The organism is Mycobacterium bulgaricum (assembly GCF_041287165.2).
In the GTDB taxonomy this organism is placed as follows: Bacteria; Actinomycetota; Actinomycetes; order Mycobacteriales; family Mycobacteriaceae; genus Mycobacterium; species Mycobacterium bulgaricum.
The window spans coordinates 867,625-880,866 of record NZ_JBGGKV020000001.1; the positions used below are offsets into that span (position 1 = coordinate 867,625).

Genomic DNA, 13,242 nt, shown 5'->3' on the forward strand with positions numbered 1-13,242 from the left:
GCGCTCGGCGCTCGCGCTGCAGGTCAGTCCTGTGGCGCGTCCTCGATCGGGGCCTCGACGAGCAGCGACAGCCCGTGGTGTGCGGACAGTTCGACGCTGAAGCTGTGCAGATCGTCGACCGTGGCCATGGCCTTCCCCGAAAACATGTCGGACACTTCGCTTCCCGGCGGTAGCTTCTCGGATCGCACTGTGCCCGTAACGTCCTCGTTGGCGAAATTGAGCACCGTCAGCTGGTACTGATTCACCTCGTCGAGTTGGTGAACGAGGACCAGCATGCCGCGCTGTGACACCTCGGGGATGTCGATCTGGCGGCTGGTGGCGATGCCGTAGTGCGAGCGCACCTTCAGGATCGCCTGCAGCTGGCGCAGGAAACTCGTGTCGTCGGCCAGCTGATCCGGAATGGATCCGTAAAGACTTCTGCCCCTTGGCATCCCGGCGGGGGATTGCGTGGCTTCGGGGTTGACGCCCATCAGATCGTGGGCGGCGCGGTGGATCCAGCGGGTGTCGCCCTCGCGTAGCAGCTCGGGGATCTTCGATGACGGTAGCGTCAGCATTCCGCAGACATCCCACCCGGAGAGCGCGAAGACACCCGGCTGCAGGGCGTTGAACATCACGAGCAGCAAATGTGCCCGACGGATCCGGTCGATCTGCTCTGCGTCGACGATGTCATCGAGATCGGTGACACCGAGGACGGCGGCGATGATCGTCGCTGACGTGCACGCGATCCCGTTCGTCGTGAAAACCAGGTTGTACGGGGCATTTTCGCCGGACAGCTTCTCGCGCAGGTCGGTGCGGACGATCTCGCCGAGCTGCTCGCCGGTGACCTCGTCGCCCTTGTAGGTGTAGATGTCGTCGCGGTGGCCGGTCGACCAGTGCACGAGCTCGTAGGTCAACTCGTCGTGGTTCTGCAGCGCGTGTACGAGCGAGGCCGGGTCGACACCGAGTTCGAGTGTGGTGCGCAGGGTCAGCCGCAGGAACTCGGTGTCGGCGGTGGCCAACGCGTGCTGAACCGCCGGACGGGTGATGAAGTCGTAGGACAGGTCCGCGCCGGCTTCGCCGATCTCGCGGATGTCGTCGATCGTGAGGTTGAGCTCCTGGAAGGTGAAACCGCCGACCTTACGGACCATGCTGGCGATCAGGTGATTGGCCGCCTCCGACAGCGGGTGGCCTTCCGACCAGGCGGCGCTGTCTTCGGCCGCGGTCTTCTCGGCGCCGAGGAACCCGTTGGCGTCCAGGCGCAGGCCACCGGTGCCGAGATCGGTGAGCGAATGCAGCGCGTCGCCGATGACCAGGCGCATCCCGGCGAACGACGGGTCGAGCCAGTTGATCGACGGCTGACCGTCCTTGAAGTAGTGGAGGTATACCCAGCGCCGTTCTACGCCGTCGATGCCGACGACGGGACGGGTGACGCTCCAGTTGGTCTCTTTGATGCCCTCGGCGTAGAAGATGACGCGTTGCAGTGCGCCGATGATGTAGCCCGCCTTGTCGAGCCACTCCTCGGTCGCGGCGTCGATGTTCACCGAGTCCGCACCGGGACGCACCTCGGGCAGATGCTCCCAGTCGCGAGGGTCGATCTCGACCATGTGGTAGATGCCGGGATAGTCGGCGTACTTCATCTCGGCGAGCCGGAAGTCGGCGCCCTTACCGGTATGACCGGGCACGATGTCGTCGATGATCGTGCCGCCGTACCAGTTGGCGGTGCCGCACATCTGCCGGAATTCTTCCTCGGTGCCGAAGGCGGGATCGATCTCGGTGCTGATGCGGTCGAAGTGGCCGTCGACGCTGGGCGTCAGCTCCCAGCCGGAGATACCGCCGGCGCGCTTGACCGGGCCGGTGTGCACGGCCTCGATGCCGATTTCCGCGAACGCCTTCCACATGTCGGCATCGGCCATCGCCTTCAGGAACGACTCGTTGGACCGCGTGATCAGCGACAGCGGGTAGGCCGTGAACCACACTGCGGCGGTGTCGACCGCACCGCGGGCGCTCGGCGTCGCGTACGGGTTCTGCCACATCGAGCCCTGACCCGAGAACTGCTGGCTGATCTCGTTGGCGTCGGCGAGCATCGACTGGCTGATCAGCCAGGACACATACGCCGGGTTGTCGCCGGTGGGTGAACCGTCCCGGGCCAGCGAGCGCCGGGTGAACGGGGTGCGCACGCGCGGCCGGAACCGCAATGATCGAGGTCGTGCCGGGTGGAGGTGTTCGTCGAAGTTGATCTCGGGAGCCTCGTTGCCCTGCTCTTCAGGGTCCGACTCCGCGGCTTGAGACAAGGTTCCGCCCTTCGCAAGGTTGGGGTTCGTATCGACTGCCCCCGAGTATTGCCGCGTCCGGGCGGTCTTGAAACTGGACGGACGGAACCGCAGCTAGAGCGGCTGGGACAGCGGCGCTTGTCGTGGGGCGAGACGAACGAGCTGTGTGACGTGAGCGGCGTTGAGCTCGTCAAGGCGTGTGACGCCCAGGAGGCGCATCGTGCGGGCCACCTGCTCGGAGAGAATCGCGATGGCCCTGTCCACTCCGGCCTCGCCCCCGGCCATGAGGCCGTACAGGTATGCCCGGCCGACGAGGGTGAAGCGCGCCCCGAGAGCAATGGAGGCGACGATGTCGGCGCCGGACATGATCCCGGTGTCCAGCATGACCTCGGTGTCGTTGCCGACCTCGGCGGCGACTTCGGGCAGCAAATGGAACGGCACCGGGGCTCGGTCGAGCTGGCGGCCGCCGTGATTGGACAGCACAATGCCGTCGACGCCGACATCGACGACCCTGCGGGCGTCGGCGAGGGTCTGGATGCCCTTCACAACGACCTTTCCGGGCCACTGGGCTTTGATCCACGCCAGATCTTCGAACGTAACCGTCGGGTCGAACATCGTGTCCAGCAGTTCGGCCACCGTTCCCGACCAGCGGTCCAACGACGCGAAGGCGAGCGGTTCGGTGGTCAGGAAGTCGAACCACCACTGCGGGCGCGGTATGGCGTTGGCGACGGTACGCAGGGTGAGGGCGGGCGGAATCGACATGCCGTTGCGCTTGTCCCGTAGACGGGCGCCGGCGACGGGCACATCGACGGTGACGAGCAGGGTGTCGAAGCCTGCGGCGGCGGCTCTTTCGACCAGGGCCATGGAGCGGTCACGGTCTTTCCACATGTAGAGCTGAAACCAGTTGCGGCCGTGTGGATTGGCTTGCGCAACGTCCTCGATGGACGTGGTTCCCATGGTGGACAGCGAGAACGGGATGCCGGCCCGGCCCGCCGAGCGGGCGCCGGCGATCTCGCCCTCCGTCTGCATCATTCTCGTGAATCCGGTGGGCGCGATCCCGAACGGTTGCGCCACCGGCGCGCCGAGCACCTCCCAGCCCGTGTCGACCGCGGACACGTCTCGCAGAATGGCCGGCTGAAACTCGATGTCGGAGAACGCCTGTCGAGCACGCGCGATCGACAACTCGGCCTCCGCGGAGCCGTCGGTGTAGTCGAACGCCGCCCTGGGGGTGCGTCGCTTGGCGATGCGGCGCAGGTCTTCGATGGTCAGCGCCTTCTCCAGGCGCCGGGTCCTCGGGTTCAGCTGAGGCTTCTTGAACTGCATCAGCGGAGCGAGATCAGCGACCCTGGGCACACGACGCTCCATGGTCCCGCCCTCCTTGCCGATGTCTTCGGGGGTGAACGTTACCGATCGCTGTGAGGTCGACGGAGGCTGCCCGATCGTCAGAGGACTGTCCATCGGCGTAGCGCTCGCGGCGTTGACGGGCCACTGCCCAACACCCCATGAGTTTGCTGGCCAAAGGTCTAGGTCGGGACGAGCGTCAGAAGAGGATCTGACTGTATGAAGAATCAACCCTCTGAGCAGCGGAGATCAAAATACTGAGAGCCCCCTGTCAGATTCGAACTGACGGCCTACGCTTTACAAGAGCGTTGCTCTACCACTGAGCTAAGGAGGCGTGTCCGGTAGCGGACCTTTCCGATTCTAGCCGCTGGCCGTCGACAGACACGCACGGCCGCATCATGGACCCTGAGCGAAGAGGTTCCTAGGTTGTCGGTGCTCGCAGTTAGCGTCGGAGTGTGGCCAGGACCTGTCTCGGGTGCGGAGTCGATTTGAAGACCCGTCAGCAGAAAGTGTTCTGCAGCAATGCATGTCAGCAGTCTTATAGGCGGCGCCTGCTGCTGGAGGCATGGCTCGCAACCGGTGTCTGCGGCCGGATGTCGCACCAGGGGCACTTCGTCCGTGACTACCTTTATGACCAGCAAGGCGGGTGCTGCGCACTCTGCGGACTGAAAAGCACGTGGAACGGCCTCACCCTCGCGCTCGTCGTCGACCACATCGACGGCGATCCGACCAATGATCGCCGCGAGAATTTGCGACTCATCTGCCCCAACTGCGATAGCCAACTGCCCACCTACAAAGCGAGGAACCGCGGCAAGGGCCGCTACTACCGCCGACAGCGCTACGCGGACGGACAGTCGTACTAGTCCTCGGCTTCGACAATCCGTTGCGACGTGACCGGACGCGACGTCGGCCGGCCGCGCAGGCGCCGGCCCGGCAGCGGGATCCGGTCGGCGATGTTGCTCAGCGGGTTGACCACCTGGCTCAGCACGATGACGGCCTCGCGGAGCGCTTCGATCGTCGGCTCCAGGGCTTCCAGGCCGGGGGCGAGACGGTTCAGGGTGTCCGCGACCGCGGCGAGCTGTTCGAGCGGACCGTTGCGCGCGGTCAGCGTGTCGACGACACCGCCTTCGGCGAACAGCCGGTCGGCAACGCCGTCCTCGGCCAGGAGCCGGTCCACCAGGCCTTCCTCGGAGAGCAGCTGGTCGACGAGGCCGCCGGGCTCGATGGCCCGCATCAACCCGCTCTCTTCCTGCGTCATCCGGTCCAGCGCGCCACCGGGCGCGGTCAGGCGGTCGATGACCCCGCCGGGCTGTAGCAACCGGTCGATCGGGCCACCGGGAGCCAGCGCCCGGCCCAGCGGCTGGTCCTCGTCCATCAGCTTGGCCAGGCGGTTCGCGCGCTCGACGGCGTCCTGGACCCCCAGCATGGACGCGAACGACGTCGGCGTCTGCCGGGCGGTGTCCCGGCCCTCACCCAAGGTGCGCTGCGCGATGTCGATGCCGCCCTTGGCCACCCCGAGGCCGGCGTCGGCGACCGCCAAACCAACCCGCACCGGCGCGAATGCGAGATCGGTCAGGGACTTGGCGAGGTTCATCGCCCCAGTCTATGGACCATGCAAGCTCAAACTCACAGGAAGTGCACAGCTGGCAGGCAGCACATTTCCAACTGAAGGGAGAAACATGAGGGTCTATGGCCATGCCCGTACCGGAGAGCGTCCCCGAGGCCCGCGTGCTGGTGGTTGACGACGAGACGAACATCGTCGAACTGCTGTCGGTCAGCCTCAAGTTCCAAGGCTTCGAAGTCCACACCGCATCCAACGGACCCGCCGCCCTCGACAAGGCCCGGGAAGTGCGTCCCGACGCGATCATCCTCGACGTCATGATGCCGGGTATGGACGGCTTCGGACTGCTGCGAAGGCTCCGCGCCGACGGCATCGAGGCGCCCGCCCTGTTCCTCACCGCCCGCGACTCGCTTCAGGACAAGATCGCAGGTCTGACGCTCGGCGGCGACGACTACGTGACCAAGCCGTTCAGCCTTGAAGAGGTCGTCGCCCGGCTGCGGGTGATCCTGCGCCGGTCCGGTGCGGGACACCAGGAGCCGCGCACGTCGCGGCTGACGTTCGCCGACATCGAACTCGACGAGGACACCCACGAGGTGTGGAAGGCCGGAGAGCCCGTCTCGCTGTCGCCGACGGAGTTCACCCTGCTGCGCTACTTCATCATCAACGCGGGCACGGTGCTGTCGAAGCCGAAAATCCTCGACCATGTGTGGCGGTACGACTTCGGAGGCGACGTCAACGTCGTCGAGTCCTATGTCTCCTACCTGCGCCGAAAGATCGACACGGGCGACAAGCGGCTGCTGCACACGTTACGGGGCGTGGGCTATGTCCTCCGGGAGCCGCGGTGAGCGCTCGCGCGAAGAGCCATGAATGGCGCTGATCTGGACAATGGCGGTGTGGCCGGACGAACCAGGCGCTTAAGACGCGGTATCCCGCTACGGGTGGGGCTGGTCGCGGCCACGCTGCTGCTCGTGGCGTGCGGGCTGCTGGCCTCCGGGATCGCGGTCACGACGATCATGCAGCACAGCCTGATGAACCGCGTCGACGACACGTTGCTCGACGCGTCGCGCGGCTGGGCCCAGGTGCCCCGGCGGCTGCCGACGGCCCCGGTGGACGACCCCAACCCGGCGCGCCCACCAACGGACTTCTATGTCCGCGGAATGGATCCCGACGGGCACATCTGGATGGCCGTCAACGACCGCGAAGCAGAACCCGCGCTGCCGGCGGACAACAATGTCGGACCCGAGCCGGTGACCGTCGGCTCCGTCGACCACTCCGACGTGCAGTGGCGAGCGATGACGGTGCGCGGGCTGCGCGGCGAACTGACCACCGTCGCCATCGATCTGTCCGACGTGAAATCAACCATGCGCTCGCTCGTGTACACCCAGGTCGGCATCGGCGCGGCTGTGCTGCTGGTGCTCGGCATCGCCGGTTACGCCGTGGTCCATCGCAGCCTGCGCCCGCTATCGGAGGTCGAGCAGACGGCTGCCGCGATCGCCGCGGGGCAGTTGGATCGCCGTGTGCCCGAACGGGATCCGCGCACCGAGGTGGGCCGCCTGTCGTTGGCGCTCAACGGGATGCTCACCCAGATCCAGCGGGCGATGGCGTCGTCGGAGTCATCTGCCGAGCAGGCCCGAAGTTCCGAGGACCGCATGCGGCGCTTCATCACCGACGCCAGCCACGAACTCCGCACTCCGCTGACGACGATCCGCGGCTTCGCCGAGCTGTACCGACAGGGCGCCGCACGCGACGTCGAGATGCTGATGGGCCGCATCGAAAGCGAGTCGCGACGGATGGGCCTGCTCGTCGAGGACCTGCTGCTGCTCGCCCGGCTCGATGCGCAGCGTCCCCTCGAGCGGCATCGCGTCGACCTGCTGGCACTGGCCAGCGACACCGTCCACGACGCGCAGTCCATCGCCCCGCAGCGCCGGATCCGGATGGAGGTGTTCGACGGTCCCGGCACCCCCGAGGTCCTCGGTGACGAGGCCCGGTTGCGGCAGGTCCTGTCCAACCTCGTCGTCAATGCGCTGCAGCACACCCCGGAGTCCGCGGGCGTGACCGTGCGCGTCGGCACCGAGGATGAGGCCGCAGTGGTCGAGGTGTGCGACGAAGGTCCCGGGATGACGGCAGAGGACGCGCACCGGGTGTTCGAGCGGTTCTACCGTGCCGACTCGTCGCGGGCGCGGGCCAGCGGAGGCACCGGGCTCGGCCTGTCGATCGTCGATTCGCTGGTCTACGCGCACGGCGGACGGGTCAGCGTGACCACCGCACCCGGTTGTGGCTGTCGGTTCCGGGTGAACCTGCCGCGTATCGCGGAGGCAGCAGTGCCGGTCAGCGCAGCTGCGCCAACGCATCCTTGATCTTGGTCTGAGCTTCGTCGAGCGATTCCGGAGACGGATTGTTGTCGACATTGGCGAAACCGAAGTCGGACAAATCGCGCGCCGGGAACACGTGCACGTGGAGGTGCGGCACTTCGAGCCCGGCGATGATGACGCCCGAGCGTTCGGTGTCGAAGGCTTTGCACACCGCCTTACCGATCAGCTGCGAGACCTCCATGACCCGCGCGAACACCGCGGGCTCGATGTCCTGCCAGTTGTCGATCTCGGCGCGCGGGACGACCAGCGTGTGGCCCTGCGTCATCGGAGCGATGGTCAGGAACGCCACGATGTCGTCGTCTTCGTAGACGAATCTCCCGGGGATCTCGCCGTTGATGATCTTGGTGAAGATGGTCGCCATGGCGCCCACGCTACTAGGGGGCGATATGCACCGGGGGGTCGGCGAAGTTGGGATCGGCCGGCCGGATCGCGGGACCCATGAACTGACAGTTCTTCACGGGGATCAGATGTGAGCTGAGACCTGAGGGGACGTATCTCGCCACCGTGATGCACCGTTCCCAGTTCCCGTCGGCTTGGATCGGTCCGTCGCACTTGCCGAGAAACGGCCCCCCGTAGACGCAGCCGGCGCTTGCCGGCGCGGCGGTGACGATCGGCGCTGCGGCCACCACCAGGGCGGCCACTCCTCCGGCGATTCGGCGCTTCCCTGGGGACATCCACCGAAGCTACGCCGTCCAGCGGGGATCCGGCGCGCAAATGAACCGTAAGCGTCGTTTTGCGCACCGGATTCGCTCTAGCCTGGCGGCATGCTGGGATTGATGCAGGACCGCCCGCTGATGATCTCCTCGCTCATCGACTACGCGGCGACGTTCCACGGCGACACCGAACTGGTCTCACGGCTTCCCGAGGGGCCGATCCGGCGCACCACGTGGCGCGAGGTCAACGAACGGTCGAAGCAGGTGGCCAACGCTCTGGCCGAACTCGGCATCGAGCAGGGCGACCGCATCGCGACGCTGGCCTGGAACAGCGACCGCCATCTCGCGCTGTACTTCGGTGTCTCGGGCTCCGGCGCGGTGATGCACACCGTCAACCCCCGGTTGTTCCCGGAGCAGATCACCTACATCCTCAACCACGCCGAGGACCGGGTGTTGTTCTTGGACATCACCTTTGCGTCTCTGGTGAGTCAGCTCGCGCCGTCGCTGGAGGCGGTCGAGAAGTTCGTCGTGATGACCGATCGCGAACACATGCCCGACCTACCGGGCGTGCCCCGAGACCGCGTGCTCTGCTGGGACGAGTTCATCGGCGCGCAGTCCACGCACTATGACTGGCCCGAGTTCGACGAGCGCAGCGCCTCCTCGCTGTGCTACACCTCCGGCACCACCGGGAATCCGAAAGGCGTTCTCTACTCGCATCGTTCGACGATGTTGCACACGCTGATGAACGCTGCCCGCGACACCAACGACATCCACAGCGGATCGCGGATCCTGCTCGTGGTGCCGATGTTCCACGCCAATGCGTGGGGCACCCCGTACACCGCGGCCATGGTCGGGGCGACATTGGTGATGCCGGGCCCGCACCTCGACGGCGAATCGGTCTACTCCCTGATGAAGTCCGAGCGCATCAACCAGTCCCAAGGTGTCCCGACCGTGTGGATGATGTTGTTCTCCTATCTCGACGAGCACCCCGACATCGATCCGCACGAGCTGGGGTTGAAGCTTGCGGGCACCGGTGGCGCGGCCCTGCCGCTGTCGATGATTCAGCGCTTCGAACAGGACTTCGGCGCGATGGCGATGCAGGGATGGGGGATGACCGAGACGAGTCCGCTCTGTGTGATTGGCCGCCCGCTGCCCAAACACGAGGGGTTGTCGGACGACGAACGGGCTCACCTGCTGCTCAAACAGGGGCGCGGCATCTGCGGTGTCGAGCTCAAGATCGTCGACGACGACGGCAACCGGTTGCCCTGGGACGGCAAGGCGTTCGGCGAGGTGTGGGTGCGGGGGCCGTGGATCGCCAGCGGCTACTTCAAAGGCGAGGGCGGCGACAAGCTCGACGCCGAGGGCTTCTTCCCGACCGGGGACGTCGCGACCATCGACCCCGACGGCTACCTCCAGTTGGTCGACCGCGCCAAGGATGTCATCAAGTCCGGCGGGGAGTGGGTGAGCTCGATCGACCTGGAGAACGCCGCGGTGGGCCATCCGGCGATCGCCGAGGCCGCCGTCATCGGGGTGCCGCACCCGAAATGGCAGGAGCGGCCCCTGCTGATCGCGGTACTGCGCAAGGGCCACAGCGCGACTCGTGAAGAGGTGTTGGAGTATCTGGCCGGCGAAGTGGCCAAGTGGTGGCTACCTGACGATGTCGTGTTCGTCGACGAGTTGCCGCACACCGCGACGGGCAAGATGCTCAAGCTGAAGCTGCGGGAACAGTTCCGCGACCATCAACTGCCTACGGCCTTCCCGTGACCGCCGACGCGGGGAGCACGCTCAGGGAGGCGTTCAGCCCACCTGCGCTGCAATCTCCTCGACGGTCCACGGCGGCTCATCGTGGTGGCCGCGGTAGGCGACGAGCGAGGGCGTCTGTCGGTCGAACCGTCCGACGAATCCGCCTGCTGCGATGAAGATCTGGCCGGTGATGTCCTTGGCGAGGTCTCCGGCCAGGTACGCGTAGGTCGGCGCCGCGTACTCGGGCGGTGCGGCGTCGAGCGCGCCCTGAAAGCTGACGTCGTCGAGCAGGCCGCGACGGTTGAGCTCGGTGATGTGTGCTTCGTAGTCCGATCCGGTCGACAGCCGCGTCTTGGCGCCGGGGCACACCACGTTGGCCCTCACCCCGTGCTCTTTCAGTTCGGCTGCGATCGCCAGCGTCAGGCTGTTGACGCCGCCCTTGCCCGCCGGGTAACCCGTCCCCCCGTAATCACCCAGGAACGCAAAGGAACTGGTGTTGACGATCGCACCGCAGCGCTGGGCCACCATGTGCGGAGCCGCCGCGCGGCAGGTCTCGAACGTGGTCAGCAGGTGCGCGTCGAGCAGATCCCGGAATTGCCCGCTCGTGACATTGAGGACCGACGACCCGACCGGCTCCGCGGTGCCCGCGCAGTTGACCAGGATGTCGATCCGGCCGAACTCGTGCACACAGGTGCCGATCAGGGAGTCGGCCACCGACGGGTCCGCGGGGGAGCCGGGGTGGCCGATGGCGTCCGGAATCCCCTGTGCTGCTTGGCTTACCGCTTCGGCGTCGCGGCCGTTGACCACGATCCGGGCGCCCAGCGCGGCCAGCAGGCGCGCGACTTCCAGGCCGACCCCGCGGGTACCGCCGACGACGACCGCCGCGCGGCCCGCGAGTCCGGAACTAATCCGTCTTCTCCACCTCGGAGAACGTCATCGCGTCCATATTCCAGTAGCCACGGAGATTGGTGATCAGGCCGGCGTCGTCGACGCGGTAGGTGAACACCCCACGCACCGTCGCGACGAACCCGTTTGGGAACGTGGTCTCCAGGATCAGGATGTAGGCGATCTCCGTCGGACTGCTCGACGGGAAGGTCTCCTCGCAGGTGATCCGGAGCTGATTCGGACCGATGTTGGTGTCGTAGAAGGCCGCGAGCGCTTCCTTGCCGCGCACGCCGGTGCCGTCCGGATTGGTGACGGCCTCGCCGATCGGGTCCTCGACGACGATGTCGTCGGACATCAGCGCGAGCCAGCCCTCGCGGTCACCGGTCTGGACGCAGCGCCACGAGTTGCGTGACGCTGCGACGACGGGTGCCAGATCCTCAGTCGTGCCGGTCATCAGGGTCTACCGGTCGGCGTCGGTGTAGCGGATGACGCCGCGGATGTTGCGGCCTTCCAGCATGTCCTTGTAGCCGTCGTTGATCTGCTCCAGCTTGTACTGCCGGGTGACCATGTCGTCGAGGTTGAGCCGGCCCGCCTTGTACATCGACAGCAGCTGCGGGATGTCGTGGTGCGGGTTGCCACCACCGAAGATGGTGCCCTGCAGGTTCTTCTGCAGCAGGGTCAGCATCGACAGGTTCAGCGTCACATCCGACTTGGCCATGTTGGCGACCGCGGTCACCACGGCGGTGCCGCCCTTGGCGGTGATGTTGAGGTAGTTGTCGATGTCGGCGCCGTCCAACTCGCCGGTGGTGATGATCGTCTTGGCGGCCATACGCCCCTGGGTGACCTCGGCGACGCCGGCCATCGCACTGAAGATGTCCGGGTAGGCATGGGTCGCACCGAATTTGAGTGCCTGGTCGCGCTTCCACTCGACAGGGTCGACCGCGAAGATGTTGCGCGCACCCGCATTCAGCGCACCCTGCAGGGCGCCCATGCCGACGCCGCCGATGCCGGCGATGACAACGTCGTCACCGGGGCGGACGTCGGCGCTGCGCACCGCCGAGCCGTAGCCCGTCGTCACGCCGCAGCCGACGAGGCAGGCGACCTCGAACGGGATGGACGGGTCGATCTTCACGACCGAGCTCTTGTGCACCACCATGTACGGGCTGAAGGTGCCCAGCAGGGTCATCGGGATGACGGGCGTGCCGTCCTTGACCGCGTGGATGCGGTGAGTGTTGTCGGAGACCGCGGTGCCCTGGAGCAGCATCGCGCCGAGGTCGCAGAGGTTGCGCAGTCCGGACTGACACGACGGGCACACGCCGCACGATGGGATGAACGAGAGCACGACGTGGTCGCCGGGCTCCAGGCCCTCGACGCCGGGGCCGACCTCGGTGACGACGCCGGCGCCCTCATGGCCGCCCAGGACCGGGAAGCCTGCCATCGGGATGTCTCCGGTCACCAGGTGGTGGTCGGAATGGCACATGCCCGACGCTTCCATCTGGATCTTGACCTCGTCCTTGACGGGGTCGCCGATCTCGATTTCCTCGATCGACCACGGCTGGTTGAATTCCCAGATCAGAGCGCCTTTGGTCTTCATCTCTCCTGCTTTCGACTAGAGCATCTAGTTTCAGACTAGAGGCTCTAGTTAGCCACATCACAGCCTCCCCAAGCAACCGCTTGGTGGTGTGATCACCAAATGGGAACGGGTGCCTCGCCGAGCGGGTAGTAACCGGGCAACTTCTCACCGGCCAGGGACCGCTCGATGCGCTTCTGCATGGTGGGGGTGAGGTCGCCGGACTCGATGAGCTTCATGAACGCCTTCTGCACGTGGCCGAAGTCGAAGAAGTCGCGCTGCCACTCGATGAGCAGTTGATCGTTGAGCCGGAACCAGCTGCCGCCGATGCCGTAGATCTCGTCGCGGGTGCCGTCGCTCTTGTTCGCGATCTGCTTCCAGAAGCCGACGATCTCGTTCTGCTTCTCGTCGATCAGCGTCTTCTGGTACTCGTAGACCCAGTTCTCCAGGCCCTCCATCTCCAGGCCCAGCGCGACGTCGCGGATCTCCTGCTTGTTGACGCACATGACGTCTTCCTTCGGCCCGATGTTCCAGCCGTAGGTCGCGTCCTCGGTGTAGAACTCCGCCATCGGCTTCCAGTCGCCGGCTTCTTCGGCATCGCGGTTGGCCTTGAGCCAGCGCTCGACCCAGTCTTCGAGTTGCTCGCGAGTTGCCATGGCTAATCCTTTTCTGTGATCGATATTGCGCGGGTGGGACACATGTCGACGGCCATCTCCACGGCATCGCGGAGCTCGTCGGCGGGTTCGGGGTCGAGGATCTCGACGACGCCACGCTTGGGCACCCTGAAGACATCCGGGGCCTCCAGCTCACACATGGCGTGGCCCTGGCACAGGTCTTCGTCGAGTTCAATGCGGTAGCAGCCCATAGG

General features: G+C 66.1%; 14 protein-coding genes and 1 tRNA gene. 4 read left to right on the forward strand and 11 right to left on the reverse strand.

The annotated features are described in order from the left end of the window. Positions 1-23 precede the first annotated feature (23 nt). The 3 genes from treS to ACAG24_RS04255 all read right to left on the reverse strand — a co-directional run bounded on the left by treS (position 24) and on the right by ACAG24_RS04255 (position 3,924). The gene (gene treS, locus ACAG24_RS04245) at positions 24-2,270 is read right to left on the reverse strand and encodes a maltose alpha-D-glucosyltransferase (protein ID WP_370471415.1); all 2,247 of its coding nucleotides are present in this window, start codon (positions 2,268-2,270) and stop codon (positions 24-26) included. Positions 2,271-2,363: 93 nt separating this feature from the next. Then, entirely contained in the window at positions 2,364-3,614 is a 1,251-nt protein-coding gene (locus tag ACAG24_RS04250; protein WP_370471786.1) for an alpha-hydroxy acid oxidase, read from the reverse strand. 238 nt (positions 3,615-3,852) lie between these two features. After that, a tRNA-Thr gene (locus tag ACAG24_RS04255) sits at positions 3,853-3,924 on the reverse strand. 121 nt (positions 3,925-4,045) lie between these two features. On the opposite strand from ACAG24_RS04255, the gene ACAG24_RS04260 reads away from it, so the two are divergent. Next, positions 4,046-4,453, forward strand: a complete 408-nt coding sequence (locus tag ACAG24_RS04260; RefSeq protein ID WP_370471416.1) for an HNH endonuclease — start codon at positions 4,046-4,048, stop codon at positions 4,451-4,453. Here ACAG24_RS04260 and ACAG24_RS04265 read toward each other — a convergent pair. Beyond that, positions 4,450-5,184 (reverse strand): MlaD family protein, encoded by a 735-nt coding sequence (locus tag ACAG24_RS04265; RefSeq protein WP_370471417.1) that lies wholly within the window; start codon positions 5,182-5,184, stop codon positions 4,450-4,452. The genes ACAG24_RS04260 and ACAG24_RS04265 overlap by 4 nt on opposite strands. 95 nt (positions 5,185-5,279) lie before the next feature. On the opposite strand from ACAG24_RS04265, the gene ACAG24_RS04270 reads away from it, so the two are divergent. Both ACAG24_RS04270 and ACAG24_RS04275 read left to right on the forward strand, forming a co-directional pair. Then, entirely contained in the window at positions 5,280-5,996 is a 717-nt protein-coding gene (locus ACAG24_RS04270; protein ID WP_370471418.1) for a response regulator transcription factor, read from the forward strand. A gap of 18 nt (positions 5,997-6,014) precedes the next feature. Continuing rightward, positions 6,015-7,508: a sensor histidine kinase gene (locus tag ACAG24_RS04275; RefSeq protein ID WP_370471419.1), complete on the forward strand. Its 1,494-nt coding sequence runs from the start codon at positions 6,015-6,017 to the stop codon at positions 7,506-7,508. Here the strand turns inward: ACAG24_RS04275 and ACAG24_RS04280 are convergent. Together ACAG24_RS04280 and ACAG24_RS04285 are read right to left on the reverse strand one after the other, a co-directional pair. Further along, positions 7,480-7,884 carry an HIT family protein gene (locus tag ACAG24_RS04280; protein WP_370471420.1) on the reverse strand — a complete coding sequence of 135 codons (405 nt, stop codon included), beginning with the start codon at positions 7,882-7,884 and terminating at the stop codon, positions 7,480-7,482. The two genes, ACAG24_RS04275 and ACAG24_RS04280, sit on opposite strands and share 29 nt — an antisense overlap. Before the next feature lie 13 nt (positions 7,885-7,897). After that, positions 7,898-8,197: a CDGP domain-containing protein gene (locus ACAG24_RS04285; RefSeq protein WP_370471421.1), complete on the reverse strand. Its 300-nt coding sequence runs from the start codon at positions 8,195-8,197 to the stop codon at positions 7,898-7,900. Between the two features lie 90 nt (positions 8,198-8,287). Here ACAG24_RS04285 and ACAG24_RS04290 point away from each other — a divergent pair, with 90 nt between their 5' ends. Continuing rightward, complete coding sequence (locus ACAG24_RS04290; RefSeq protein ID WP_370471422.1) at positions 8,288-9,940, forward strand: long-chain-fatty-acid--CoA ligase; 1,653 nt, start codon at positions 8,288-8,290, stop codon at positions 9,938-9,940. Between the two features lie 33 nt (positions 9,941-9,973). On the opposite strand, the gene ACAG24_RS04295 is transcribed toward ACAG24_RS04290, so the two are convergent. The 5 genes from ACAG24_RS04295 to ACAG24_RS04315 all read right to left on the reverse strand — a co-directional run bounded on the left by ACAG24_RS04295 (position 9,974) and on the right by ACAG24_RS04315 (position 13,239). Beyond that, entirely contained in the window at positions 9,974-10,828 is an 855-nt protein-coding gene (locus ACAG24_RS04295; RefSeq protein ID WP_370471787.1) for an SDR family NAD(P)-dependent oxidoreductase, read from the reverse strand. Then, positions 10,824-11,258 carry a nuclear transport factor 2 family protein gene (locus ACAG24_RS04300; RefSeq protein ID WP_370471423.1) on the reverse strand — a complete coding sequence of 145 codons (435 nt, stop codon included), beginning with the start codon at positions 11,256-11,258 and terminating at the stop codon, positions 10,824-10,826. Before ACAG24_RS04300 ends, ACAG24_RS04295 begins: the two co-directional genes overlap by 5 nt. A 6-nt stretch (positions 11,259-11,264) precedes the next feature. Then, positions 11,265-12,398: an NDMA-dependent alcohol dehydrogenase gene (locus tag ACAG24_RS04305; RefSeq protein ID WP_370471424.1), complete on the reverse strand. Its 1,134-nt coding sequence runs from the start codon at positions 12,396-12,398 to the stop codon at positions 11,265-11,267. A gap of 92 nt (positions 12,399-12,490) precedes the next feature. Beyond that, on the reverse strand, positions 12,491-13,030 hold the full coding sequence (locus ACAG24_RS04310) for a nuclear transport factor 2-like protein (protein WP_370471425.1): 540 nt from the start codon (positions 13,028-13,030) through the stop codon (positions 12,491-12,493). A gap of 2 nt (positions 13,031-13,032) precedes the next feature. Beyond that, positions 13,033-13,239: a ferredoxin gene (locus ACAG24_RS04315; RefSeq protein WP_370471426.1), complete on the reverse strand. Its 207-nt coding sequence runs from the start codon at positions 13,237-13,239 to the stop codon at positions 13,033-13,035. Positions 13,240-13,242 lie beyond the last annotated feature (3 nt).

What these genes read in the sequence shown, in the direction of transcription:
- ACAG24_RS04250 (WP_370471786.1), bottom strand. Translation starts at nt 3,614, where the DNA reads ATGGAGCGTCGTGTGCCCAGGGTCGCTGATCTCGCTCCGCTGATGCAG.
- ACAG24_RS04265 (WP_370471417.1), bottom strand. Translation starts at nt 5,184, where the DNA reads ATGAACCTCGCCAAGTCCCTGACCGATCTCGCATTCGCGCCGGTGCGG.
- ACAG24_RS04270 (WP_370471418.1), top strand. Translation starts at nt 5,280, where the DNA reads ATGGCCATGCCCGTACCGGAGAGCGTCCCCGAGGCCCGCGTGCTGGTG.
- ACAG24_RS04275 (WP_370471419.1), top strand. Translation starts at nt 6,015, where the DNA reads ATGAATGGCGCTGATCTGGACAATGGCGGTGTGGCCGGACGAACCAGG.
- ACAG24_RS04280 (WP_370471420.1), bottom strand. Translation starts at nt 7,884, where the DNA reads ATGGCGACCATCTTCACCAAGATCATCAACGGCGAGATCCCCGGGAGA.
- ACAG24_RS04285 (WP_370471421.1), bottom strand. Translation starts at nt 8,197, where the DNA reads ATGTCCCCAGGGAAGCGCCGAATCGCCGGAGGAGTGGCCGCCCTGGTG.
- ACAG24_RS04290 (WP_370471422.1), top strand. Translation starts at nt 8,288, where the DNA reads ATGCTGGGATTGATGCAGGACCGCCCGCTGATGATCTCCTCGCTCATC.
- ACAG24_RS04300 (WP_370471423.1), bottom strand. Translation starts at nt 11,258, where the DNA reads ATGACCGGCACGACTGAGGATCTGGCACCCGTCGTCGCAGCGTCACGC.
- ACAG24_RS04305 (WP_370471424.1), bottom strand. Translation starts at nt 12,398, where the DNA reads ATGAAGACCAAAGGCGCTCTGATCTGGGAATTCAACCAGCCGTGGTCG.
- ACAG24_RS04310 (WP_370471425.1), bottom strand. Translation starts at nt 13,030, where the DNA reads ATGGCAACTCGCGAGCAACTCGAAGACTGGGTCGAGCGCTGGCTCAAG.
- ACAG24_RS04315 (WP_370471426.1), bottom strand. Translation starts at nt 13,239, where the DNA reads ATGGGCTGCTACCGCATTGAACTCGACGAAGACCTGTGCCAGGGCCAC.